Here is a 24973-nt window from a genome sequence, read left to right as displayed (position 1 = left end):
TCCCTTTTGGCATTTATACTTCAAGACCTTAGAAATTCATCACAAATAAATTCAAACTATTTAAAAGTGTTTTGTCCAGTTCAGATTTATAAATTTTACTTAAATATGCATAGAGGTCTTTACCTATTTTAAATTCTACCTCATTTTTAAATTGATATGTAAATGTTAATTTATTGACATCTAACGTATAATTTTCGGAAAAATGGCTCGTTCTCCCCCTCTGAAAATCAACCCTACTTATATATTCTGCACACTCGATATTGTTGTCTTTTAAAATTTTCAAAACCACTTTGTCTACAAAAATGGTCTTCTTTTTAATTTGTTCTCCAACCATCATTTCTTCAGCTGCGATTTCCTTGTTCACGGCAAGCTCTAAATCCAGTAACTGCTTGTTGTTATTATAAAAAGGAAATTTACCCTCTGAATTATTTGTTGGCTTTATCGATTTTAAAAGCTTTAATTTTTCTAATCCTTGCAATCCAAAGAAATTAAAGGCATTCGTTTGCTGCTGCTTTTCTTCAACATGATTGTAGAATACTTTTTTTACAAAGGGTTTTGAATCTTTCTGTGAAAACGATAGGTTCACAATTAATAAACAGATAATTAAAATTATATTTTTCATAATCAGTAGTGTTATACTCAAATATAAGAGTAATACTTTTAATTACGAAATAATAACTATTGATTTATATTATAAATAAATAAGCAGCCCCTATTACAGGCTAAAAATAGAAAATAATCTAACTTTTATCTTAAAAGAAATTTTCCACACGGAGCACGGACGCATCTATTTTCTTTTAGAAGTTTAAAATAGGATGCAAAAAAAAAGAGTTTCTTATGCTGTTTGCACAAGAAACTCTCTTAAAAAAATTTAAAATCTTATCTTAAAATTCTATTTGGAAAAACCACAACACTTTCATGACCGTTTTCACCAATGGCAGCTACTCCAAAAAAGAAATTATCAATTACAATTCCTTCCAAGGTAAAAGCTGTAGTTTCTACATATCTCTCATGATCCCAAGTTGGAGATGTTGTATCCCTCCAATAGATCTTATATCCTTTTGCTCCTTCGACTTTACTCCAGCTCAACCTAGCATTTGCCTCTACAATACCACCAATAGCAACCTCTTCTGGAGCTGCTGGTGCCCATGCTAAATTGGCGAGACTAATAGCATTCACCGCAGTTAATTTTTTAGCGTATCCAAAATTCACATGCTCAAAGGTATCCCCATATTTTATTCCATCCTCAATTCTAATATCCTGATGCTGCTGTGTGTAATTTTCGTGTGCCTCCATAATTCGAATCCCCGCAAAGCCTGCATCATTAAATGGTCTGTGATGCCCCCCTCTTCCAAAGCGATCTAACCTGTAAATCATCATCGGATTCATTTCGGGCATATATATCCTTACACTTTTATGAATATACCGCGCCAATTGTCGCGAAATCCCATCGACTTCACCCCCATAAAAGCGTCTCATTTTTCGCTGGCGCTCAGTTTCATTTGCAGGCACTGGTTCACTAAATATTCTGAATGACCTGTTGTCAATAACGCCGTCTACTCCGGTAATATTTCCAATCATATCATTGTTTAAAATTCCAATAATATCCCAACCTTTTTCTTTGACATACTGCACCAATCCAGCACCACCAAAAAGTCCTTGCTCTTCTCCTGAGAGCCCGACATAAATAATACTACTTTCAAATTTGTAAGCACTCAAAACTCTTGCGGCTTCCAAAGTACCAGCCATTCCTGAAGCATTGTCATTGGCCCCCGGAGCATCTGTAGTGAAATCCATCGTATCACTAGCGCGTGAATCAATATCGCCACTCATAATTATGTATTTATTTGGATATTTTGTTCCTTTCTGAACGGCCACTACATTTACAACCCATGCGTCGTGTGGCACCCTGTTATTCCCTTTTTTGGTTACAAAATCCTTTTGATAAAACACCTCCATACACGAGTCGCATTCTGAAGAAATAACCTCAAATTGAGACTTTATCCAACGTCTTGCTGCTCCGATCCCCTGAGTATTAGAAATGGTATCTGAAAATGTGTTTCTAGTACCAAACTCTGTTAAAGTTTTTACATCTGCTTTAATTCGATCCGCAGAAACGTCTTTTATTATATCATATATTTTTGGATCTGTTTGACCCGATACTGCAACTGAAATTAATAAAAATAAAATGGAAATATTTTTCATGAAAATAAATTTTAATTCCAAAAATACAAAAGAAAAAAGAAAGCTGATTATCTACTTATGTTAAATAAGTATCCAATTGATAAACTAAAGAAACTTGTTGTTTTTAAATTTGCTTCTTGTAAAACTGCCTTGGGTAGATTTAAAATATAACCAACTTCAAAGTCCGTGGAGTACTTGCGAACCGATAGCGGAAGCCTTATTTGAGTATTTAATAAGTCGAAAATATCAAAAGAAAAACTTTTCAAAACTTTTTGATCGTCTAAAAAAACGTTTTTATCTACTGTTAACACTTGTTTTGAAATTATAAAATTAAACGCCAGTCGGAAGCGGACTGCAAAATTTCGAGTGCTCCTTAAAGTGAGATTTACATAGTTATTTGAAATTAATTTGTAAGACTTGTCTCTATAAAATAAGTAAGAAGCAGAAATTGTCGTACCAAAAGTTCGTTTTATGTTTTTAATACCTAAACTAACATCCAATGAATTTGTAAATCCCCCATACCCATCTATAAAAAAATATTTTGTTTATCCTCAAATAGATAAGACCTCATTACTGCGTCCGAATGTGTTGAAATATCCTAGAGAAAGAATACTCTTAGAATAGCTTTAACTTCATAATAGATGCTTATTATAATTCTTTCACGCTAATTCTTTATACGTCTTCTCTTCCAACTCTCTTTTGTGTTGTCCTTATTCCTCGCAACCCCTTTTAGCGCTCCTCTATCGAAAGTTTACAATGCTTTTATGAATCCTAATGAACGTATTTTGCAAAACATCTTTCGCATTTTCATGCGCAATCACCATTTTTTTTTGAATTTGCCGGTACAAATATTCCTGATCGCTGTCGAGCAACTGACTAAAAGCGCAATTCTTTAGCTTTGCATCCTTCAATCTTTTACTAAGTTCAATCCCTATACCCAAATAATAGTATTTCTTTATAATTTCTTAGCCCTTCAAAAAAATAAATAGTTTGCTAAATTCATAAAAAAAATAAAAATAATAGACAACACACATAGTTTTATCAATTATTTAGCAACCATTTACGGTCAGGATAGAAGAATCATTTGTATTTTTATAATCTTCAATACAAAATTTTATTTTTGAAACACAGCAAATGAAAATTATAATATCACCAGCAAAATCCTTAGATTTTGAGAGAAAAGCTCCCATTAATCTCCATACACAACCAGATTTTTTGAAACAATCTGAAAAATTAAACGAAAAATTAAAGACCTTTTCTGCGGGAGAACTTGGCACGCTAATGCACATTTCTGAAAGCCTATCTCAATTGAGCTACGAACGCAATCAGACTTGGCAAACACCATTTACTACTACAAATGCAAAACAGGCAATTTACTCCTTTACAGGAGAAGTATTTAGGGGCATTGATGTGCATTCTTTAGAAGAAGAACAAATACCTATATTGCAAAACCGTTTAAGAATTTTATCCGGTCTTTATGGTTTGTTAAAACCGTTGGATTTAATACAACCGTATCGCTTAGAAATGGGAACGAAATTACATGTTGGAACGACTGAAAATCTGTATAAATTTTGGGGAGAATCCGTGGCAAATTCATTAAATAGCGAATTAAAAGACGGAGAACTCTTGGTAAACTTAGCAAGTGCAGAATACTTTAAAGTACTTCCAAAAAACGTTTTAAAAGTTCCCATGATTACTCCAGTCTTTAAAGAGTTTAAAAACGGAGAATACAAAACAATCATGACCTTCGCTAAAAAGGCGCGTGGTTTGATGGTGCGCTATCTCCTAGATAACGATATTCAAACAGTAGCGGGTTTGAAAGGTTTTAATATCGACCGGTATCGTTTTTCTGAAGAAATGTCCTCGGGAAACGATTTGTTTTTTACACGTTAATTTTTCATTCTAAACATTACCCAAGCATGTGGTGCAGTGACCGCAAATAGAATGGCAAAAATGACCGTTGAAAATAATTCGATGTCCGAAACTATTTGGTATAAAATGAATAAACTTACAATACTTATACCCCAATAAAGAAGGGCTTTTTTAAAATAATATAGAACGTTTGCTTTGTTTAAATCCCCAGAAATGAATTCAATTTGATGCATTATAGAAGGAATGGAGTGCCACAAAATGAAATAAATAGCAAACCCTAAAATTAAAGAGGATGTTTTAAAGACAAGAAAAAGTAGCAACAAGTAAAAAGACTCCTTCACAAATACCCCCAAAGCAACTCTTTTGGACAAGAACAAATACACACTTCCCAAAAACAAAACACTCGCACTCGTTATTAATACAATCTCTATTTGTTTGACCGTAATAATAGTACCTGTTAGTTCTCTCATTACTTTATCTACATCTGGGATCGATTGATGCAGAAGTAAAGAGAATATAAACAAACCATAGGCTAGGAAATACGTAAAATCAAATGTCGCATTTACAGAAATTCTAACACCTAAGTGTTCCTCTCCGAAATGATACGCACTCAAGAAAACAAAAAGCAAAATAGCAACAAACGGATTAAAAATATAAATGATCAAACAAAAGCCTATAATTCCAATGTAAATAATTAGGTTTTTTATAAACGTACGCTTTCCTTTATCCTTTTTAGATAAAATAAGTAAGTCGTTTGCCCCGTGCAAAATACCTATAGATACGACCATAACATAGGCTATAAAATCCTCCACTACTTCTCCAAATTGGATGCTCACCCAAAGCAAGAAAAATGTAAAATAAAGCATGAAGCTTTCGTAATTCTTGTTATTTAATGTCTCCATTCTACAAATTTAATATTTTTTTATCTATCTTTGAGTAAGTGTTTAAGTTAAAACCTTAAACAATAAACAATTTTACTAACTTAATTTTTTTTAACATTATGAATTTATCTATGAATTTTCTTTCTGTGACCAAAATGGCGACAGATGATTACGTTGGATTTACATTTTTTGTGGGCTGTATGGCTATGTTGGCAGCATCAGTATTTTTCTTTTTATCAATGAGTAGTTTTGATAAGAAGTGGAGAACTTCTTTATTAGTATCTGGTTTAATTACCTTTATTGCAGCAGTACACTACTTCTACATGAGAGATTATTGGGCAGCTTTCGAAGAGTCTCCAACTTTCTTTAGATATATTGACTGGGTCTTAACAGTTCCATTAATGTGTGTTGAGTTTTATTTAATTCTAAAAGTTGCAGGAGCAAAGAAATCGCTAATGTGGCGTTTAATTTTCTTATCTGTAGTAATGTTAGTAACAGGTTATATTGGAGAAGCAATTGATCCAGCTAACGCTCAAATTTGGGGACTTGCTTCAGGTATCGCATACTTTGTAATTGTTTATGACATCTGGCTAGGAACTGCTAAGAAATTAGCTGTAGCAGCTGGTGGAGAAGTATTGAAAGCTCACAAAGCATTATGTTGGTTCGTATTAGTAGGTTGGGCAATTTACCCAATTGGATACATGGCTGGAACACCAGGATGGTACGATGGTATTTTTGGAGGATGGGATCTAAATATTATTTATAATATCGGAGATGCTATCAACAAAATTGGATTTGGACTAGTGGTATACAACCTTGCTGTTCAGAGCACTACTTCAGCTGCAAAAACAGCTTAATACAAGTAATCAAATTAGTTTTTTTTTAAGAAAGCTCAAAAGCATGAAAATGTTTTTGAGCTTTTTTTTTAACAATCGGCGAAACCAACATGCATCGCTAATCCACCCTCTGAAGTCTCTTTATAATTTTTATGCATGTCTTTTGCTGTCTCCCACATCGTGTCTATCACTTTGTCCAAAGGAACTTTCACTTCCTTTGGATCCGTTTCTAAAGCCATTTCTGCTGCATGAATGGCCTTTATTGCACCCATTGCATTTCTTTCTATACACGGTATTTGTACCAAACCTCCAATAGGATCGCAAGTTAAACCTAAATGATGTTCCATGGCAATTTCAGCAGCAACCAAGCATTGTGCGGCTGTGCCTCCTAATAATTCTGCTAAAGCAGCTGCCGCCATCGCTGAAGAAACACCAATTTCGGCCTGACAACCTCCCATAGCCGCAGATATAGTAGCATTCTTTTTGAAAAGACTGCCAATTTCGCCAGCTGTTAATAAAAATTTCTTAATGTCATCAAAATCAGCGTCGTGATTCTCTATAACTAAATAATACATTAAAACTGAAGGAATTACACCAGCACTGCCGTTCGTTGGTGCGGTTACTACTCTCCCTAAAGCAGCATTTACCTCATTTACTGACAATGCAAAACAACTTACCCATTTTAAAATTTCTCTAAATTTCACCTCCGTGCTTCGTATCGCCGTAACCCACTCATTTTTATCTGTATAGCTCGTATCTTTTATTAATTTCTGATGTGATGAAAAAGCCCTCCTTTTTACATTTAAGCCTCCAGGAAGTTTCCCTTCTGTATGACATCCGATGTACATACATTCAAGCATCGTATCCCAAATTCTGTTTAACTCTTGATCAATTTCGTCAGCAGTTCGCAATTCTAATTCGTTCTTTAAAACAATATCTGAAATCAATACACCCTCCTTTTCGCAAAACGCCTCCAATTGAAAAGCTCTGTTAATCGGAAAAGGAAAGTTCTTTTTTGTGATTTCTATTTCTTCTTCCAAATGATCATCCTCTTGGACAATAAAACCACCACCTATCGAATAATAAGTTTGTGTTGCAACTTCTTTGCCTTTGCAAAAGCCTCTGAAAATAATTCCATTGGCATGAAAAGGGAGAAACGATTTATTAAAAACAACATTCTCTATTGAAAAATTAATTTCTCTTTCCTTATTCAATTGTAATTTCTTTAGGATTTTAATATCGTTGATAATCGCATCCATATCGGAGATCGGAATGTACTCAGGGTCTGCACCACTTAAGCCTAACAATACGGCATAATCAGTGGCGTGTCCTTTTCCTGTAAGTGCTAAAGAACCAAATAAATCAATTCTAATTCCTTCAATATCATTAAAAATAGCGGCTGTCTTTAAAAACTGTATCCACTGCTCAGCAGCCCTCCAAGGACCTAATGTGTGTGAACTTGAGGGCCCAACCCCAATTTTAAGCATATCGAAAACACTAATAAATTGCGACATTCGTAAAAATAATTAAATTAAGTACTGTAAATGTAAAAAATATAGCGCAATACGCTGGTTTTTTTTATTTAATTTAACCATCCTTTCACACTTCGTAAGAGAATATCCCTTTAAAATATTTAGCATGTAGGAAAAGACCCCTTTAAATTAAGTATGGATACAGTCACTAAGCGGATTCATCGCATCTTGTAGAAAAGGACAGCTGCATTGCAACATCTGCAAACCTAGTGTCAAAATGGCACATAATTATTTCAAGTAGCAACCCAGAACTGACATTTATCATTAAAAAAGCAGTTGGCACACAGTTTGCCTATTGGTAATTGTAAAATTGAATTTATAACAATATCAAATAAGTATTATGGGTAAAATAATTGGAATAGATTTAGGAACAACAAACTCGTGTGTATCTGTAATGGAAGGAAATGAGCCTGTTGTAATTCCTAATTCAGAAGGAAAAAGAACAACACCATCGATCGTTGCGTTCATAGAAGGAGGAGAGCGTAAAGTTGGAGACCCTGCGAAGAGACAAGCGGTAACGAACCCAACAAAAACAGTGTATTCTATCAAACGTTTTATGGGTAACAAGTTTTCTGATTCTTCGAAAGAAGCAGGGAGAGTTCCTTACAAGGTGTTAAAAGGAGATAATGACACACCAAGAGTAGACATTGACGGACGTTTGTACACGCCACAAGAGATCTCTGCAATGGTATTGCAAAAGATGAAAAAAACAGCTGAAGATTACTTAGGAACAGAAGTAACTGAAGCAGTAATTACAGTGCCTGCGTATTTTAACGATGCACAGCGTCAAGCAACCAAAGAAGCTGGTGAAATTGCAGGACTACAAGTAAAAAGAATCATAAATGAACCAACTGCAGCGGCATTAGCTTATGGATTAGACAAATCTCATGACGACAAGAAAATTGTTGTTTTTGATTTTGGTGGAGGAACACATGATGTTTCTATCTTAGAATTAGGAGATGGAGTTTTTGAAGTATTGGCTACAGATGGAGATACGCATTTAGGTGGTGATGATGTTGATGAGAAAATCATTAATTGGTTGGCAGAAGAGTTTAATGCTGAAGAAGGAATGGATTTACGTAAAGATCCAATGTCTTTACAGCGTTTAAAAGAAGCTGCTGAAAAAGCAAAAATTGAATTATCAAGCACGACATCAACAGAAATTAACTTACCATATATAACGGCTACCGCAAGCGGACCAAAGCACTTGGTAAGAACCATGACTCGTTCTAAATTTGAGACTTTAATTGACGATTTAGTAAAAAGAACAATTGCTCCTTGTAAAAAAGCGTTAAAAAATGCTGATTTATCAATTAGTGACATTGATGAAATTGTACTGGTTGGTGGTTCTACAAGAATACCTGCTGTACAAGAAGCAGTAGAAAAGTTCTTTGGTAAGACGCCAAGTAAAGGAGTAAACCCTGATGAAGTTGTTGCTTTAGGAGCTGCCATTCAAGGTGGAGTTTTATCTGGAGATGTTAAAGATGTTTTGTTATTAGACGTAACGCCTTTATCATTAGGAATTGAAACAATGGGAAATGTTTTCACAAAATTAATTGATGCAAACACAACCATTCCAACAAAAAAATCACAAGTATTTTCTACGGCTGTAGACAACCAACCTTCTGTTGAAATTCACGTTTTACAGGGTGAAAGAGCAATGGCTGCAGATAATAATACAATCGGACGCTTTCATTTAGATGGTTTACCTCCAGCACAAAGAGGAGTTCCTCAGGTTGAAGTAACTTTTGATATTGATGCCAACGGTATTATCAAAGTTTCTGCTTTAGACAAAGGAACCAATAAATCTCATGAAATTAGAATTGAGGCTTCCTCAGGATTATCTGAAGAAGACATCGCTAAGATGAGACAAGAGGCTGAAGAAAATGCGGATGCCGATAAAGCTGCCAAAGAAACTGCAGAGAAGATTAACGAAGCAGATTCTATGATTTTTCAAACAGGAAAGCAATTAGCAGAATTTGGTGACAAGTTATCTGATGATAAAAAAGCACCCATTGAAGCTGCATTAGTAGAATTAACAGCTGCCCACGAATCTAAAGAAGGCGAATTAATCGATACCGCTATGGCAAAGATTAATGAAGCTTGGAAAGCTGCATCTGAAGAGATGTATGCTGCGGAGCAAGGTGCTGCAAGTGGAGACGCTGCTGCAGAACCAGAAGCTGCAGATGCTCAAGGTGACAATGTTGAAGATGTAGATTTCGAAGAAGTAAAGTAAGCCTTGAATTAATTGTACTTTTCAGTACGCTTTTGAAAAATGCTTATTCCTTTATTTCATAGGAGTTTTTACAAAGAAGTATAAATAAATTAAAACGCATCCATTCACTTGGGTGCGTTTTTTGTATTCTAGGAAACTGTATATTTACAAAAGGTACCTAAAAACACAAATGAAAAGAAGCACACTCCTTTTAACTTTTATGGTCTGTTTACTTTCATGTCAAAAGAATGTGGATACGTCTTTTAAAATCGGCATTATTGCGGATTGCCAGTACTGTGATTGTGCTGTCAAGTGGGATCGATATTACCGCGCAGCTCCCAAAAGATTGAAAGAAGCCATTGCTGTTTTAAATAAAGACTCTTTAAGTTATAGCATCCATTTAGGTGATTTTATTGACAAAGACTTTAAAAGTCTCGAACGTGTTCTACCGATGTGGAAAACGCTAAAATCTACTTCCTACCACGTACTGGGAAACCATGATTTTGAAGTGGAAGCTTCTTTAAAATCGAGTGTAATTCAGCGTTTAGGTCTTACCAATCGCTATTATAGTTTTATTGAAAAAGAGTGGCGTTTTATTGTTTTAGACGGAAATGACCTCAGTTTTCACGGTGCTTTGACCCCAAATAAAAAAAAACAGACAGATTCTATTTTTAATTTATTGGGCAACAAAGAATTGCCATATCTAAAAAAATGGAATGGCGGATTGAGCACAGTCCAATTAAATTGGATAAAAACAGAATTAGACCTTGCTATAAAAAACAATCAAAAAGTTGGCTTTTATTGTCATTTTCCCATTTTTCCAATTGACGAACATAACATCTGGAACAGAGATCAGTTTCTATCACTTATTAAGCCCTACGAAAATGTTAAACTATTTTTTAATGGTCATAATCATGCAGGTGCCTATCAAATGGAAAACAATGTGCATTATGTAACTTTCAAAGGAATGGTCGACACCGAGAACAGCTCTGCCTTCGCAAAAGTTAAATTTGACAGTGATACCATTTATATTGAGGGATTCGATCGGGAACTCTCAAGAAAATTAGTACTTAAATAATCACCTTTGAAAACCTACAACCAAACAAACTTTTTTAAACATACGTTTTGCGAATTTAAACAAGTTAACCACTTTGAGTTTACCCCAGACACCAATTATCAAAGCAAATCTGAAAGCCTTTATTTCTACACGAATGTTGGAGTTTACCGAAAATCAAATCATTGGGGAAGAGTTGCCAATTGTAGGTGGAAACTAGACTCTAATGAAAATTATAGAAACCAACAGATTGCAACGGGTTTTGCAAAATGGACAGATTTTCACCCAATACATGCCACAGAAAAACTCTTTTCTATACACGTAAACTTTGATACAAAAAAAGTAAAGCTACAATCCATAAAAACAGGTGCCGTCAATTACTTATTTACATTTTCTGAAGCACAAAAAAGAATAAAACAAATACATCACTTATTTGCAGATGACAAATGGACAAAACATTTTAATTTAGAAATTGAAGAATTATATTTCCAAGTTATTTCTCAATTTACAACTTCTAATTTAAGTTTGCGAGAAATCAAAAGCAACTATAAATAAGTACAGCACTGCAAAGACTGCAGATTGTCTCGTTGTTTTGCAATAGAACTCAAAAAATCATTTATATTTAAGCCTAAAGAAATAAAAATGTTTTTTACAAAAGAAGCACTACATAATATAAACACTATTGGTAGCATACAACCCGGCTCTAAATACTTAATAGAAAAATGCTTGAAAGATGTAGAGTTTAAAAGAGATCAAATCATTTTAGAATTTGGATCGGGGAACGGAAACTTTACAGCAGAGATTTTAAAAAGAATACCAAAAAGTACACAGCTTATTTCTTTTGAGACAAATAAAAAGTTTTTCGAACATTGCCTAGAAAAATTCAAAAGCCATGACAATTTTAAAATTCACAATTGCTCCGCAGAGAAATTCAACCAGCTGTCAGAAATCAAAGAAAAAAAGGTCGACTACGTGATCTCTAGCTTACCCCTAAGTCTTCTTAAAAAGGAACTTATCACTTCTATCGTCCAGAAAGTCAAATACCACCTAAAACCCAATGGTTGCTTTATTCAATACCAATATAGCTTTGGTAAATACCTTTTTTTAAGAAACAACTTTAACGATGTTAAATTAAACTTTGTCGTTAGAAACCTACCTCCTAGTTTTATTTATAAATGCTATAAATAAGTGCCACAAAACTTTAATTCAATTCAGCATCTTCACAGAAATTCAATTTACTTCTCATGATGTATTATATTTGTTTCATAACAAAAGTGAATCAAAGAAAACCATTTTACAATACGGAAAAAGAAAAATACTATGAAAAAAATAATTTTTACCCTATTCTTTAGCTGCGGTATGCTCTTTTCAACCAAAGCACAGCAAAATAAAGAGTGTACCCTAACGATAGCAATCTCTGGATTAAAATCCAACCGCGGCGTCTTGCTATTGGGTCTTTATAATCAAAAGGACACCTTCCTTAAAATACAGTTCAAAAGTGCGCTTGTAAAGATTAACAATCAGAAGGCAGTCCATACTTTTGAAAATTTACCCAAAGGCACCTACGCTGTCTCCTTTGTTCATGACGAAAACGAAAATAAAAAGATGGATACCAATTTATTTGGAATTCCGAAAGAAAGCTATGGGTGTTCTAACAATGCGAGAGGGCTGATGGGACCGCCCGCATATGATGATGCTAAATTTTCATTAACTGAAGATCAAAAAATTCAAATCACTCTTTAAAATAATAGATGCTTTCCACAAAGATCTTTTTCTAAAGTGATGCCATCATTAGAATACAACAAGCTGTTTTTTATCCTATAATTTTGGAAATCAAATCTTGTTTGGCATTTTCATCATCCCCAAATAACCAACGCAGTGTATTGTCTTCCCAAATTTGATCATACTGTTTTTGGTTAATAATGTCTCGATCTTTCGCTAAATCTAAAATTTTACCAGGATAAGAAGATTGCTTATCACTTTCCATTTCTCCTAATGGATACGGATCATCTAATCCCATTAAAACTTGATTAGAACCCTGTCTATCAATCATTAGCTTTAAAGAATCTGTATCGTGCACTAAGGTGTCAAAAAAGATGTTGGGATGTCCCACTGCCTTTCTAGGGTGTGTCTTCCCTTCAAATAAATCAGGTCTACCGTCAAAACCTTGTATTCTTCTTCCTAAATTCATTTGTGCCAATTGACCTCCATGTGCAAAACAAGTTCTAATATTTTTAAAACGCTCCTGCATCCCGTTTAATGTATAAAAATGATATGCATCTCCACATTGAGCTAGCATCCAAATTAAATGGAAACGCCAATTGGTATTTTCTAATTTTATCATTTTATCCCCGTCATAAGGATGTATTTCTATTGCAAGTTTGTATTTATTTGCCAACTCAAAAATTGCATCATTTTCTTCGTCAAAGACACAGCGCCATTGTCCAATAGAATCCATAAAATGTGTGGGCAAACACAATACTTTCAATCCCAACTCTTCTACGCAGCGCTTTATTTCATCCAATGCACCGTATATAAATCCGGGATGCACTACAAAACCACAGGTAAATTTATCTGGATGATTGCGTTGCACCTTGGCATTAAAGTCATTCTGAAAACGCAATGCTTTTTTCATCTCTTCTAAACGCAAACCGTTCCCATATAACTGAGAAAGATTTAAAACCACTGCGTGGTCTATTTTATTTTTCTCCATCCAAATGAGTTTTTCGTTTAAGAAAAAACTTGAATCTGTTACAGGTCTTTTCCATCCTTTCTGTAACATATGCTTCCGCTCGTCATCTACCCAAAAAATTTCTTTATCCTTCATAAATTGAGGAATTTCTTCTGGGTAAGGAAGTAAATGTGAATGTCCGTTGATGCGTAGTTTTTTGTTTGTCATGGCTACTGTAGTTGCTATAAATACTGCATTTAAATTTATACTTTCGTGAGATGCTTATAAACTCCTAAAAAAGGAATCAACAACTACCCAATTTTATTTGGTTTCTCCATCACCACCCCACAATTCCCACAAGTACATTTCATTGCATCTGAATAGTAGTTGTCAAAAATAATAGGCATGTCTGTTTCTATGTTTTCTAGCGTAAATTCCTCTCTGTATAATTGAGTTCCACAGCCTTCACAATACCATTCTAGCGCATCTGTCATTCCCTTAGAACGAGGGTATTCTATGACCAAACCAACCGTATTTTCTTTTCTTTGTGGAGAGTGCGGTACTTTTGACGGCAATAAATAAATATCGCCCTCATTGATGGCAACATCGATCATTTCTCCAGTGGCATCTATTATTTTCAAAATCATATCCCCTTCCAACTGATAAAAAAACTCAGGAGTCTCGTTGTAATGATAATCTTTTCTATTATTAGGTCCGCCGACAACCATTACAATATACTCCCCGTTGTCCCAAACTTGCTTGTTACCAACTGGTGGTTTCAATAGATGACGGTGTTCTTCAATCCATTTTTTAAAATTTAAAGGCTGTACTAGATTGCTCATATTTATTTGATATTTTAAACTCTAAATTTATATTCCTACTATTTTAAAGGTACTTAAAATAGTTTTGTCTCTAAAAACCCAACACAAATTACTTTTTACAGCGATTTTGTTCTTCCTCCGTCCACCGGAATATTTATTCCATTAATATAACCTGCTTTTTCACTCGCTAAAAACACAATTGCCGCAGCAACCTCTTCGGGCGCAGCAAAACGCTTTGCAGGAGACGCATTTTTCATCGCTTCTGAAACGGCATCAAATGATTTTCCTGTCTTTTTAGCTTTGTTCTTTATAATTTCTTCTAAACGTCCTGTACCTGTGGCTCCCGGCAATACATTGTTTACTGTAATTCCGAATGCTCCCAGCTCATTTGCTAACGTTTTAGACCAGCTTGCAACGGCTCCACGAATCGTGTTCGAAACACCCAAACCATCTAAAGGCTGTTTTACAGAAGTTGAAATGACATTTATAATTCTTCCATAACATTCCAATTTCATAAATGGAACTAGTGCTTGCACTAAAACATGATTGCATTTTAAGTGCTGGGTGAACGCAGTCTCAAACTCCTCGATCTTCGCATTAAATATGGGCCCTCCTGCAGGCCCTCCTGTATTATTTATCAACACATGAAACTGTAAAGCAGAAGCCTCTAAAACTGACTTTAATTCATTTGGTTTCGAAAAATCTGCAATTAAATACGCATGTTTTTGATCGTTATTTGGAAGTTCAGCAAGCACTTCTTTCAATTTCTCTTGATTTCGAGCTATTAAAGTAACATTTGCGCCTTCTTCCGCGAACAAAATAGCAGTTGCCTTTCCAATCCCTTGCGTACTTCCACAAACCAAAACATTTTTATTTTTTAAATTTAATTCCATATTTCTATCATTCCTGCGAAAACAGAAATCTATTTTTATTTTGTTGCCTATTTCATGAATTCCTGCCTGCGCAAAAGTGGCAACTCATTATTTGTTCTCTAAAATTATTCCTTTAATCTGCACTACTTTTTAAAAATGTTCCAATTGATTTTTTCCACCTGTCCTTTTGTCTCCTCCATTAACGAAAGTAAAAGATCCTTTTTATTCTTAAAAACACCTAAAAAGAAAATCAAAAATTTTTACCTAAATAAAAATTATATCATTGTGAGCTGGAACGATTTTTCATTGCCTCTTATCAATCATACTGAATGCATATGTTTTTTGATTCTGTAAAAAACCGCAGTGCTTCAATACCACCTTCTCTGCCAATACCAGAATCTTTTTGCCCTCCAAAAGGCGTCCTTAGATCTCTTAACATCCATGTATTTACCCAAACAATTCCTGTTTGTAATTGTTGAGAAAACTGCATTGTTCGCCTTAAATTGTTAGTCCATACGGTTGCTGACAATCCATATTTCACATCGTTAGCTAACTGTAAAACTTCTTTGTCTGTTTTAAAAGACATAATTGCAACCACAGGGCCAAAAACTTCTTCCTGATTTAACTTGCATTTATTGTCAGCAACTTCAATAATTGTTGGTTGTAAATAATATCCGTTCTCACTGCCCATTACTGCCACCTTATTTCCACCAAAAAGAAGCTTACCTCCTTCCGTAACAGCAACGTCAATATGACCTTTTACTTTTTCTAAATGCTCTTTAGAAACCAAAGCTCCAATTTTCGTAGTCTCTTCAGATGGATTCCCCACCTTTAGCTGCGCTACTTTTTTAATAAAATCACGCTTAAATTTCTCATAGATTTTTTCTTCTACAAAAATTCGACTTCCACAAAGACAGATTTGTCCCTGGTTCGCGAAAGAGGAGCGCACGGTAGTTGTTAGCATTTTATCATAATCACAATCGGCAAAAATAATATTCGGGTTTTTACCTCCCAACTCTAAAGAAAGTTTTTTAAACATAGGTGCGGCAATACTTGCGATGTGCGCGCCTGTTTTAGTACCTCCTGTAAACGAAATTGCTTTGATTTTTGGATGTGCGACAATTGCATTTCCAGCCTTTGCCCCAAGACCATGTACAATATTTAAAACGCCTTTTGGCAAACCTGCCGCTGTGCAAATTTCACCTAACAAAAATGCAGTCATAGGCGTTATTTCACTTGGTTTTGCAACCACGCAATTTCCTGCGGCGATTGCCGGTGCAATTTTCCAAGTAAATAAATACAAAGGCAAATTCCACGGAGAAATGCACCCCACAACCCCGATGGACTGGCGCAGTGTAAAATTCACAGCATTAAAACCAACACTTTCATGTGCTTCTGAAGAAAACTGTGTAATGGCGTTTGCAAAAAACTGAAAATTACTCGCGGCCCTTGGAATGTCAACTTCCTTTGCCAAACTAATGGGCTTTCCATTGTCTTTTGACTCTGCCGAGGCTAAACTGTCTAACCGCTCTATAATTAAGGCTGCTATTTTAGCCAAAACGGTACTTCTCTCCTCTAATGTAGTACTAGACCATTCCGGAAAGGCATTTGCTGCAGCTTCGTATGCTTTTTCTACATCTTTCTTTGTTGAGTCTGGAATTTGCCCACAGACTTCTCCATTCGATGGATTGTAATTAGGCATCCAATTGTCTTCTATTGGATTGACAAATTCTCCGTTGATGTAGTTTTTTATCTTCATATCCCGTTGCGAGCAACCCCTACTTATTTTAAAACAAGTAACAATTTAATAATTACCTTTTCTTAAATGCAGTTACCTTAATTTCTACCACCAAATCGGGATGTGGCAGCTGATGCACCGCTACCGTTGTTCTCGTAGGACCCGTTTCTTTGTCAAAAAATGCAGCATATGCTTTGTTATATCCTGCAAAATCATTCATATTTACTAAAAATGTAGAAACGTCTACAACATCCTTTAGACTTGACCCAACCGTTTGCAAATTCGCATCTATGTTTTTTAAAACTTCGCTTGTCTGTGTTTCAATATTGAGGAATTTCGTTCCCATATCGTCCATAAGATCGACTCCTGCAATGGTATTGTCTGCTCTCCTAGAACTTGTTCCTGACACAAATATAAAATCTCCAACTACTTTTACGTGGGGGTATACGCCTCTTGGTGTTACTTTTTTTTCTGACATATTACGTTTTTACAATACTCCTGTAAGAGCCTCTTTTAAAATCTCTTCCGTTTTTTGCTGCACTTTCTTTAACACTACTTTTAATTCTTCTTTCTCCATATCAGGCGCAGTAGAAATTGCGTTGGATGTAATTAAATTTAACAGCGCCTTGTCTTGCGCTCTTCCTCTAACCATGGCCTCATTGTACCCAATGTGCTCTTTAAAAGTCACCATTGAATACTTCGAAAAATACTCTGTTGGAAATGTTTTTTCTAAATTCATTTCTACAATTCTTTTTTCTTTAAAAATAGGATTGGCAACATGATTTCTCATTTCATGAAAGTTATCAATTGCCAAATCTGCAATTGCATCCGTATCTTTTTTTCTTGTATTTTGATAGGCTTTAAAAACAGCTTCCCAAGACCCTAAATTCTGATCTAAAATTTCATCTAAAACATAAACATCCTCAAATGAAGCATTCATTCCTTGACCGTAAAAAGGCACAATTGCATGGGAAGAATCTCCAATTAACAAAGTTTTATTTTGATAACTCCATGGAGCGCACTTAATGGTACCTAAAGGTCCCGTTGGATTGTTTATGAATTCTTCTTTTATATTAGGAATTAAAGCCAATGCGTCTGGAAATTCTTTCTCAAAAAATTCTGTAATTTTTTCTTCAGTTGTTAAATTTTCGAAATTAAACTCGCCTTCATTGTAGCTTAAAAATAAGGTAACTGTAAAACTACCATCCATATTTGGCAACGCAATTAACATAAAATCACCCCGTGGCCAAATGTGCAAGTGTGCGTTACTTATTTGATGCTTTCCTGAAACATCTGCTGGAATTTCAAGCTCTTTATAACCATGGTTTAGGTACGCCTGAGAATAACTAAATAAAAATGCGCGTTCTGCAACATAGCTTTTTCTTAACGAAGAACCTGCGCCATCACCACCAAAAATCACATCTGCATGAACCGAAAATTTTTCTTTGGTTTTATAATCAACAAAATGTGCAATATTGTTCTCAATATCTACCTTTTCACATTGCTTATTAAAATACAATGCTACGTTTTCGTGCGCTTCTGCAGCGTCTAACAAAATAGCGTTCAGCTCTCCTCTTGAAATTGAATTGATACACTCATTATCTCTACCTGAGTAATCTGAAGAAAATGTATTTCCCTCGGTATCGTGCATCAATCTGCCAAACATCGGAATACAAATCTCTTTTGCCTTCGCTTCCATTCCGCAAAGTCGCAGTGCTTTTAACCCCCTACCAGAAAGTGATAAATTAATAGATCTTCCAGCAGATATATCTGTAGTTCTCAAATCTGGCCTGCTTTCATATACGGTAACCATGAAGCCTCTTTGTGCTAGTCTTAATGCTAATAAACTCCCACACAATCCTGCACCAATAATTAATATTTTATCGTCTTTATTCATTTATAATAGATTTTTTAAAACTGATACCAATCGAAATACATCTTCAAAAGAAGTATAAAGTGGCACAGGCGCACATCTAATTACGCCTGGCTCTCGCCAGTCTGTAATGATGTGATGTGCTGTTAATTTTTCATGAAAACTCTTGTCTGCGTTCTTTACTTGAATCGACAACTGACATCCTCTTTCCTTCGGATTTTTAGGGGTTATAATATGAATATCATCAGAAGAAATCTGCTGAATTAAAAACTCGAAATACCCCGTTAATTTTTCTGACTTTTCAATTAAAGCATCCATCCCAACCGTATCAAACAAGTCTAAAGAGGCCTTAATAGCCGCCATTGATAAGATTGGTGGATTTGACAATTGCCACCCCTCGGCACCTTCCATTACATCGAAAGGCTGTCGCATGTTAAACCGAGTTTCCTTGTTGTGATTCCACCAGCCTGCAAAGCGAGGCAAATCTTTATCTTTTGAATGTTTTTCATGGACAAAAACTCCCCCCAAACTCCCTGGACCAGAATTTAAATATTTATAGGTACACCAAGCAGCAAAATCTACTCCAGAAGCATGCAAATGTGGCTGTATGTTTCCTGCACCGTGGGCCAAATCAATACCTACAATACAGTTCTTTGAATGTCCTATTTCTGCAATTCTTTTCAAGTCTAAAAACTGTCCTGTATAATAATTAACACCTCCAATTAACAAAAGCGTTATTGCATCACCCTGCTCCCTGACAATCGTTTCTAAATCTTCCGTCCTCAACAAATGCTCGCCCTTTCTTGGTCTCCATTCAATAACGTCTGTTTCAGAAAAACCGTGGAATTTTAATTGAGACTGCACCGCATATCGATCCGAGGGAAAGGCATCACTTTCAATGACAATCTTAAACTTCGTCTTTGTTGGCCTATAAAAAGAAACCATTAACAAATGCAAATTGGTTGTCAGCGTATTCATCACCACCACCTCAATCGGTTTTGCCCCTACAATCTTAGCCATCTTGTCGGTCAGCAACTCATGGTAATTTAACCAAGGATTTTTTGCCTCGAAATGCCCTTCTACTCCTAAATTTGCCCAATCCTCTAACTCTTGATTGATGTATGCCTTCGTCTCTTTCGGCTGCAAACCCAAAGAGTTCCCTGTAAAATAAAGCCAATCATTTCCTTCCGCATCTTTGGGAATATGAAACTGACTTTTATACGAAGCCAGAGGATCTAATTTGTCTTGTTCTTTTGCAAATGCTAAATTGTCTTGATACATCCTTTGTATTTATCTTTAAAAATTTGCTACTCTATTGGTTCCAAAAAGAAGAAGCCAAAAGATTAATCGTTTCACTATATGAAACGGTGTTTTATAAATATACAAAATTTTCTTATCTTAGCAAAATATTTAGATACAAAGATGACCAATGAAACATTTATTCTCAATCAATCTATTGTAAAAGCTTTTAACCTGTTAGAAGCCTTTACAAATGATAAAAAAGAGTGGGGAGTTCGAGAATTAGCAAATAAAACTGGCTATAATAAAAGCACTACATATCGCATTTTAAACACGCTTGTTGCTTTAAATGCACTGCAACAAAATGAAAATGAAAAATATATTTTAGGAAGTAAATTATTCGAATTGGGCAATCGCGTTTCACTGTACGAGTCTCTAATTAATACTGCCCGCGATTCTTTAAAAAAGATCGCAACTGACATAGAAGAAACTATCCTTTTTGCCGTTTTAAAAAAAAATAAAGTCTTTTACATCGATAAAATAGAGAGTCCACAGGGACTAAAAATTAGCACATCCGTAGGGTCCTTTCAACCTTTACATTCAACCGCTATAGGAAAAATATTACTCGCCTTTTCAACAGAAGAAAAACAAATAAATCTATTTCAAAGCATTGACTACAAAGCATATACCCAACACACCATCACCAACCAAACACAATTGAAAAGCCAATTAAAAATGGTCCATCGAGACCAATATGCCCTAGACTTAGAGGAGTTTGAACTCGGATTAATCTGTATTGCGCTTCCTGTTTTTAACAAAAATAATGAATTTATTGGAGCAATTAGCGCCTCTGGACCCTCTAGCAGATTTGAGCTAAAAAAAGTAAACCACTATGTTTCAATTATATCTAAAGGAATCAAGGAAATCATTTTTTAAAACAACAATAATCAGACATTTTTGTAATTTAGCCAAAAGCAATTGATATGAAATTTTCACAAATTATACCTCTTATTTTATTCTTGTTACTGCAATCTTGTAACAAAAACTCAAAATTCTTAATTGCCATAGAGACAAAAAGCAAAAGCATTCAAATGACCTATGCTCCCGACAAAAGGGTTGCGGTCTATGATGTTCGTTTTGCTTTGATTGATGACCAAATTATTGCCAAAGGAGCTACAGACTCAAAAAAGGCGTACAATGAATTGCTAGAATACATACATTCTTCAAATGTGATTTTTAAAAATGAGCTTCGCTTTTTACCAGATACTACTGTTGGGAACCAAAAATTTGCAGTGGCTAAAAACTCTGTAATCAACATCCGTTCACTCCCAAAACATTCCGCCGAACTTGGCACCCAAGCGCTGCTTGGAATGTCTTTGAAAATATTGGATAAAAAAGGTGACTTTTATAGGGTTCAAACTCCAGACAGCTACATTTCTTGGGTTGACAAAGGCGGAATTGAGAAAATGGATACAAAAAAATTTGATCTTTGGAACACTTCTGAAAAAATAATTTTTACTGAAATTACAGGATTTATATACACGACAGCCTCTGCGGAATCTGAAATTGTATCTGACATTACATTAGGTGGGTTGCTCCAGTATGTCAATGAAAACGAAGCCTTCTACGAAGTAAAATATCCAGATAATAGAACGGGCTTCGTGAAAAAAGAGGAAAGTGTACGGTACAACGCTTGGCTTCAAAACAAAACATATTCAGGAGAAAATATTGAAAAAACAGCAAAGAAAATGAACGGTTTTCCATACCTCTGGGGAGGCACTTCTACCAAAGGAATGGACTGCAGTGGATTTGTAAAAATGGCCTACTTAATGAATGGTTTTATAATTCCAAGAGATGCCTCTCAACAAATAAATGCTGGCAGAAAAGTAAATGTTGCTTTAGATTTTAAAGATTTAGAAAAGGGAGATTTATTATTTTTCGGAACAAAAGCCACAACTGAAAAAAGCCAACGCGTTGTGCATGTCGGTATTTGGTTGGGAAATGAAAAAATGGAGTTTATTCATGCCTCAGGAAATGTTCACATCAGTTCTATGGACGATTCCCAAATGAATTTCGACGACTTTAATAAAAATAGATACCTTGGCAGTAGACGTTATCTTGGCACTCCCGACAAGAAAATTGTTGCCTTAGGCCAAGCACTGCAGCTATAAAAATCGACGACTATCAACACCCAAATAGACAAAATATAAAAAAAGCCTTTCAATTACTTGAAAGGCTTTTTCTTGTCTCTTTTAGAAATATGGATCTAATACAATACTCGAAATTTGATGGTTCCTTCTATATTTCTTAACTTTTCAATTACCTCTTTATTGTATTCCTTGTCTAAATCAGTAATTACATATCCCACAGAAGAATCTGTAGATAAATATTGACCAATAATATTTAAATCGTACTTAGCCAAAATTTTGTTGATTTTAGCCATTACTCCTGGAACATTTTTATGAATGTGTAAAAATCGATGTGCTTTTGTCTGTCTCGGCAAACGAATGTTTGGAAAGTTTACAGCATCTACGGTATTTCCTGAGTTCATATATGCCATAATTTTGCTGGGAACGAAATCTGCAATATCTCTTTGCGCCTCTTCTGTGCTCCCACCAACATGAGGTGTTAAAATCACATTTGGCAATCCTTTTAAATCTGTGTAAAATTCGCCATTTTTACTTGGCTCCTCAGGATATACATCCACGGCTGCACCTGCTAATTTTCCGCTTTTTAAAGCTACGACTAATGCTGCAATATCCACAACAAACCCTCGCGCTAAATTTACCAAATAGGCACCCTCTTTCATTTCAGAGATTTGTTTTTCTCCAAATAAATTTTTATTCGCTGGATTGTCATCCACATGTAAAGTCACCACATCAGCAATTGCTAATAACTCGGACAACTCATTCATCTTTGTCGCATTTCCTATCGCCAATGTATCCTCGATGTCGTAATAATAAACATCCATTCCCAAAGCCTCTGCTAACACAGACAACTGCTTTCCAATATTGCCGTACCCTACAATTCCCAATTTTTTCCCACGAACTTCTCGCGACCCTGCAGCCGTTTTATTCCACTGACCGCTATGAAGCTCTGTACTTCTCTGAAAAACACTACGCATTAACATAATAATTTCTCCAATTGCCAATTCTACAACAGACCGTGTATTGCTATAAGGTGCATTAAAAACAACGATTCCTTTTTCTTTACAAGCCTCTAAATCAATTTGTGTCGTACCGATACAAAAGGCACTCACCACCATTAATTTTTCAGCAGCAGCAACCACCTTTTTAGTTACGTTTGTTTTGGAGCGAATTCCAAGCACGTGTACATCTTTTATTTTTTCAATTAATTCTGCTTCAGACAAACTTTTTGAAACCGTTTCTACAGTGAACCCATCTTTAGACAACTTGTTAAAAGCGTCTTGATGCACATTTTCTAGTAGTAATATTTTAATTCTATTCTTTGGATATGAAATGTTTCCTGGCAAACCGTTTATGTATAAAAATTCATCTAAATTCGGAGCAATGTGATCAGCATTCTCTGTTGTTTTTATTCTTGAAATATTTTCTGTGTATGCAAAAAATTTGTCTGCAACACCCGCTTCTCGGGTCACATAATCACTGTAACCATCTCCAATAACTTGTATTTCTCCTTCTAAATTCATGTTTTTTAAACACTGAATTTTACCATTGTGTTTCGACAATACATTGTCAACATCAAAACCAATAATTTTCCCATCGCCTGCAAATTCAAAAGTATTTGCAAACACTCGGTCAGCAGGTATCTTATATTCCGCTACAATGGGATCAATAAACTCTTTAAATCCGCAGGAAATTACGTAAATATCTTCTGCAAATTCTTCGAAAAAAGCCTTATTACTCTCAATAGATTTAGAAACCTGCTTTTTTAAAGCGCTCACTAAGCTACTTAAATCTGCCTTGTTAGCGTTTAATAACTGAATTCTTTTTTCTAAAGACTCTGTAAAAGAGATTTCGCCATCAATTCCCAAGTTGGTAATGTCTATAATTTCCTGAATTATAGCCTTCTTATTTGGGTTTTTTGCCAAAGTTATCTCTGCCAAGACATCCAGTGCTTCTACTCTCGTTAATGTGCTGTCAAAATCGAAAATATAATTTCTTTTATTAGGACTCATCTTAAAATCTCGGTTACTTAATAACTGGTAAAACTACAATTATAGCGGACTAATGGAAAGCAAAATTAAAGTTTTGTCATATTTATTATAATCCCTTAAATTATCCTTCAAGTTGATAAAAATAATCTTCAAAACTAATATAAATTACGAAATCCTAAAATAAGCAACCACCAGATTAAAGGCAACGATTCAATCCAAAAGGAACTGTAGTATTTTGACTGCTTTATTTTGGATCGCATTAAGAAAACTAAAACCATAAAAAAGAAAATCATAAATGTATTTTTAAGAGCGGCCTCTGCATTAATTGCATATTCAATTAACAAAGCAAAAACCATCAAACCCAAACCGACTCTTTTTGTTTTTTCAACTCCAATTTTTGTGGGGATTGTTTGCAGTGAAATAGCATCGTACTTCACGTCTCTTATATCGAAAGGAAAAATTAAAACAACCACAATTATAAAACGCTGCACGGATAAAAGTATCACGGAGAGAAGCATCTCTTTACCTGCTGCAATACAAGGTATTAAAACTGTAAATCCAGCCCAAACAAAAGCGACCACGATTCCTTTTAAATAACTTACCTGACGTAAATTTTTCTGGAATCCACTTAAAAAAGGAACTGCGTATAACAACGTTAATCCCGCGAAAGGAGTTGCAATAATTAAAATTTGCAAGGGCAATTGAACAGCAAAATAACACATGGCTACAAAACAAAAAAAAGAAAATATTTGAATTGCTTTTAAATTGCTCGTAAGACTTCGGTGATGCAGCCTTGCCACTCCCGCATATTTTACAAAATTATAACCGGTAATCGTACCAAAAAAAATGGTCCAACTTAAAGATACATTAAAAGGTGTCCCAAAATATTGCTCCGTAATTTTCACAAAAGCATAAACAGAAACCCCTACATGAATACTTGCATTGATATAAAAACTAAATAATAACTTGAAAAACTTCATGCCGCAAAAATAACGCTTCTGTTCATAACATTCCTTTTTAGTTAATAATTATCGCTATTTATTTCCA

Annotated in this window: 23 protein-coding genes; 9 read left to right on the top strand and 14 right to left on the bottom strand. The window is 35.0% G+C overall.

Annotated features, from left to right (window positions below; all coding sequences use genetic code 11):
* Positions 1-28: 28 nt before the first annotated feature.
* The 3 genes from PI23P_RS06970 to PI23P_RS06960 form a co-directional block, all read right to left on the bottom strand.
* Complete coding sequence (locus tag PI23P_RS06970; protein WP_004570068.1) at positions 29-622, bottom strand: hypothetical protein; 594 nt, start codon at positions 620-622, stop codon at positions 29-31.
* A gap of 257 nt (positions 623-879) precedes the next feature.
* Complete coding sequence (locus PI23P_RS06965) at positions 880-2205, bottom strand: M28 family peptidase (RefSeq protein WP_004570067.1); 1326 nt, start codon at positions 2203-2205, stop codon at positions 880-882.
* Between the two features lie 47 nt (positions 2206-2252).
* Positions 2253-2684: a hypothetical protein gene (locus PI23P_RS06960; protein ID WP_004570066.1), complete on the bottom strand. Its 432-nt coding sequence runs from the start codon at positions 2682-2684 to the stop codon at positions 2253-2255.
* A 634-nt stretch (positions 2685-3318) separates the two neighbouring features.
* Here PI23P_RS06960 and yaaA point away from each other — a divergent pair.
* Complete coding sequence (gene yaaA, locus PI23P_RS06950; protein ID WP_004570064.1) at positions 3319-4077, top strand: peroxide stress protein YaaA; 759 nt, start codon at positions 3319-3321, stop codon at positions 4075-4077.
* Here the strand turns inward: yaaA and PI23P_RS06945 are convergent.
* On the bottom strand, positions 4074-4958 hold the full coding sequence (locus tag PI23P_RS06945) for a Brp/Blh family beta-carotene 15,15'-dioxygenase (RefSeq protein WP_004570063.1): 885 nt from the start codon (positions 4956-4958) through the stop codon (positions 4074-4076). The two genes, yaaA and PI23P_RS06945, sit on opposite strands and share 4 nt — an antisense overlap.
* Positions 4959-5056: 98 nt before the next feature.
* Between PI23P_RS06945 and PI23P_RS06940 the strand changes: the two genes are divergently transcribed.
* Entirely contained in the window at positions 5057-5794 is a 738-nt protein-coding gene (locus PI23P_RS06940) for a bacteriorhodopsin-like (protein ID WP_238299990.1), read from the top strand.
* A 68-nt stretch (positions 5795-5862) separates the two neighbouring features.
* On the opposite strand, the gene PI23P_RS06935 is transcribed toward PI23P_RS06940, so the two are convergent.
* The gene (locus tag PI23P_RS06935) at positions 5863-7287 is read right to left on the bottom strand and encodes an L-serine ammonia-lyase (RefSeq protein ID WP_004570061.1); all 1425 of its coding nucleotides are present in this window, start codon (positions 7285-7287) and stop codon (positions 5863-5865) included.
* 358 nt (positions 7288-7645) lie between these two features.
* Here PI23P_RS06935 and dnaK point away from each other — a divergent pair, with 358 nt between their 5' ends.
* From dnaK to PI23P_RS06910, 5 genes are all read left to right on the top strand, one after another.
* On the top strand, positions 7646-9541 hold the full coding sequence (gene dnaK, locus PI23P_RS06930; RefSeq protein WP_004570060.1) for a molecular chaperone DnaK: 1896 nt from the start codon (positions 7646-7648) through the stop codon (positions 9539-9541).
* 169 nt (positions 9542-9710) lie between these two features.
* On the top strand, positions 9711-10598 hold the full coding sequence (locus PI23P_RS06925; protein ID WP_004570059.1) for a metallophosphoesterase: 888 nt from the start codon (positions 9711-9713) through the stop codon (positions 10596-10598).
* 6 nt (positions 10599-10604) lie between these two features.
* Positions 10605-11129 carry a hypothetical protein gene (locus PI23P_RS12750; RefSeq protein WP_018941810.1) on the top strand — a complete coding sequence of 175 codons (525 nt, stop codon included), beginning with the start codon at positions 10605-10607 and terminating at the stop codon, positions 11127-11129.
* A gap of 87 nt (positions 11130-11216) precedes the next feature.
* Complete coding sequence (locus PI23P_RS06915; RefSeq protein WP_004570058.1) at positions 11217-11762, top strand: class I SAM-dependent methyltransferase; 546 nt, start codon at positions 11217-11219, stop codon at positions 11760-11762.
* Positions 11763-11894: 132 nt separating this feature from the next.
* Positions 11895-12317 carry a DUF2141 domain-containing protein gene (locus PI23P_RS06910; RefSeq protein ID WP_026288356.1) on the top strand — a complete coding sequence of 141 codons (423 nt, stop codon included), beginning with the start codon at positions 11895-11897 and terminating at the stop codon, positions 12315-12317.
* A 70-nt stretch (positions 12318-12387) separates the two neighbouring features.
* Here PI23P_RS06910 and PI23P_RS06905 read toward each other — a convergent pair whose 3' ends face one another.
* The 7 genes from PI23P_RS06905 to kynU form a co-directional block, all read right to left on the bottom strand.
* On the bottom strand, positions 12388-13473 hold the full coding sequence (locus PI23P_RS06905) for an amidohydrolase family protein (protein ID WP_004570056.1): 1086 nt from the start codon (positions 13471-13473) through the stop codon (positions 12388-12390).
* Between the two features lie 83 nt (positions 13474-13556).
* On the bottom strand, positions 13557-14087 hold the full coding sequence (locus tag PI23P_RS06900; protein WP_004570055.1) for a 3-hydroxyanthranilate 3,4-dioxygenase: 531 nt from the start codon (positions 14085-14087) through the stop codon (positions 13557-13559).
* A 95-nt stretch (positions 14088-14182) separates the two neighbouring features.
* The gene (locus tag PI23P_RS06895; RefSeq protein ID WP_004570054.1) at positions 14183-14959 is read right to left on the bottom strand and encodes an SDR family oxidoreductase; all 777 of its coding nucleotides are present in this window, start codon (positions 14957-14959) and stop codon (positions 14183-14185) included.
* Between the two features lie 295 nt (positions 14960-15254).
* Positions 15255-16697 (bottom strand): aldehyde dehydrogenase, encoded by a 1443-nt coding sequence (locus tag PI23P_RS06890; protein ID WP_004570053.1) that lies wholly within the window; start codon positions 16695-16697, stop codon positions 15255-15257.
* A 52-nt stretch (positions 16698-16749) separates the two neighbouring features.
* Complete coding sequence (locus tag PI23P_RS06885; RefSeq protein WP_004570052.1) at positions 16750-17154, bottom strand: RidA family protein; 405 nt, start codon at positions 17152-17154, stop codon at positions 16750-16752.
* Positions 17155-17163: 9 nt separating this feature from the next.
* Complete coding sequence (locus PI23P_RS06880; RefSeq protein ID WP_004570051.1) at positions 17164-18573, bottom strand: FAD-dependent oxidoreductase; 1410 nt, start codon at positions 18571-18573, stop codon at positions 17164-17166.
* Positions 18574-19830 (bottom strand): kynureninase, encoded by a 1257-nt coding sequence (kynU, locus tag PI23P_RS06875; protein ID WP_004570050.1) that lies wholly within the window; start codon positions 19828-19830, stop codon positions 18574-18576.
* 141 nt (positions 19831-19971) lie between these two features.
* Between kynU and PI23P_RS06870 the strand changes: the two genes are divergently transcribed.
* Together PI23P_RS06870 and PI23P_RS06865 are read left to right on the top strand one after the other, a co-directional pair.
* Positions 19972-20724: an IclR family transcriptional regulator gene (locus PI23P_RS06870; RefSeq protein WP_004570049.1), complete on the top strand. Its 753-nt coding sequence runs from the start codon at positions 19972-19974 to the stop codon at positions 20722-20724.
* Positions 20725-20771: 47 nt separating this feature from the next.
* A complete protein-coding gene (locus PI23P_RS06865; protein WP_004570048.1) occupies positions 20772-21959 on the top strand; it encodes a C40 family peptidase in 1188 nt (395 codons plus the stop codon).
* A 95-nt stretch (positions 21960-22054) separates the two neighbouring features.
* Here the strand turns inward: PI23P_RS06865 and serA are convergent, their stop codons facing one another.
* Together serA and PI23P_RS06855 are read right to left on the bottom strand one after the other, a co-directional pair.
* A complete protein-coding gene (gene serA, locus PI23P_RS06860) occupies positions 22055-23947 on the bottom strand; it encodes a phosphoglycerate dehydrogenase (RefSeq protein WP_004570047.1) in 1893 nt (630 codons plus the stop codon).
* Between the two features lie 134 nt (positions 23948-24081).
* Entirely contained in the window at positions 24082-24906 is an 825-nt protein-coding gene (locus tag PI23P_RS06855) for a UbiA prenyltransferase family protein (protein WP_004570046.1), read from the bottom strand.
* Positions 24907-24973 lie beyond the last annotated feature (67 nt).

It is taken from the genome of Polaribacter irgensii 23-P (assembly GCF_000153225.1).
In the GTDB taxonomy this organism is placed as follows: domain Bacteria; phylum Bacteroidota; class Bacteroidia; order Flavobacteriales; family Flavobacteriaceae; genus Polaribacter; species Polaribacter irgensii.
The sequence above is the reverse complement of the archived record's forward strand: the minus strand, read 5'-3'. Positions and strand labels throughout refer to the sequence as shown.

Coding starts and splice junctions, on each gene's coding strand:
- PI23P_RS06970 (WP_004570068.1), bottom strand. CDS start 622: ATGAAAAATATAATTTTAATTATCTGTTTATTAATTGTGAACCTATCG.
- PI23P_RS06965 (WP_004570067.1), bottom strand. CDS start 2,205: ATGAAAAATATTTCCATTTTATTTTTATTAATTTCAGTTGCAGTATCG.
- yaaA (WP_004570064.1), top strand. CDS start 3,319: ATGAAAATTATAATATCACCAGCAAAATCCTTAGATTTTGAGAGAAAA.
- PI23P_RS06945 (WP_004570063.1), bottom strand. CDS start 4,958: ATGGAGACATTAAATAACAAGAATTACGAAAGCTTCATGCTTTATTTT.
- PI23P_RS06940 (WP_238299990.1), top strand. CDS start 5,057: ATGAATTTATCTATGAATTTTCTTTCTGTGACCAAAATGGCGACAGAT.
- PI23P_RS06935 (WP_004570061.1), bottom strand. CDS start 7,287: ATGTCGCAATTTATTAGTGTTTTCGATATGCTTAAAATTGGGGTTGGG.
- dnaK (WP_004570060.1), top strand. CDS start 7,646: ATGGGTAAAATAATTGGAATAGATTTAGGAACAACAAACTCGTGTGTA.
- PI23P_RS06925 (WP_004570059.1), top strand. CDS start 9,711: ATGAAAAGAAGCACACTCCTTTTAACTTTTATGGTCTGTTTACTTTCA.
- PI23P_RS06915 (WP_004570058.1), top strand. CDS start 11,217: ATGTTTTTTACAAAAGAAGCACTACATAATATAAACACTATTGGTAGC.
- PI23P_RS06910 (WP_026288356.1), top strand. CDS start 11,895: ATGAAAAAAATAATTTTTACCCTATTCTTTAGCTGCGGTATGCTCTTT.
- PI23P_RS06905 (WP_004570056.1), bottom strand. CDS start 13,473: ATGACAAACAAAAAACTACGCATCAACGGACATTCACATTTACTTCCT.
- PI23P_RS06900 (WP_004570055.1), bottom strand. CDS start 14,087: ATGAGCAATCTAGTACAGCCTTTAAATTTTAAAAAATGGATTGAAGAA.
- PI23P_RS06895 (WP_004570054.1), bottom strand. CDS start 14,959: ATGGAATTAAATTTAAAAAATAAAAATGTTTTGGTTTGTGGAAGTACG.
- PI23P_RS06890 (WP_004570053.1), bottom strand. CDS start 16,697: ATGAAGATAAAAAACTACATCAACGGAGAATTTGTCAATCCAATAGAA.
- PI23P_RS06885 (WP_004570052.1), bottom strand. CDS start 17,154: ATGTCAGAAAAAAAAGTAACACCAAGAGGCGTATACCCCCACGTAAAA.
- PI23P_RS06880 (WP_004570051.1), bottom strand. CDS start 18,573: ATGAATAAAGACGATAAAATATTAATTATTGGTGCAGGATTGTGTGGG.
- kynU (WP_004570050.1), bottom strand. CDS start 19,830: ATGTATCAAGACAATTTAGCATTTGCAAAAGAACAAGACAAATTAGAT.
- PI23P_RS06870 (WP_004570049.1), top strand. CDS start 19,972: ATGACCAATGAAACATTTATTCTCAATCAATCTATTGTAAAAGCTTTT.
- PI23P_RS06865 (WP_004570048.1), top strand. CDS start 20,772: ATGAAATTTTCACAAATTATACCTCTTATTTTATTCTTGTTACTGCAA.
- serA (WP_004570047.1), bottom strand. CDS start 23,947: ATGAGTCCTAATAAAAGAAATTATATTTTCGATTTTGACAGCACATTA.
- PI23P_RS06855 (WP_004570046.1), bottom strand. CDS start 24,906: ATGAAGTTTTTCAAGTTATTATTTAGTTTTTATATCAATGCAAGTATT.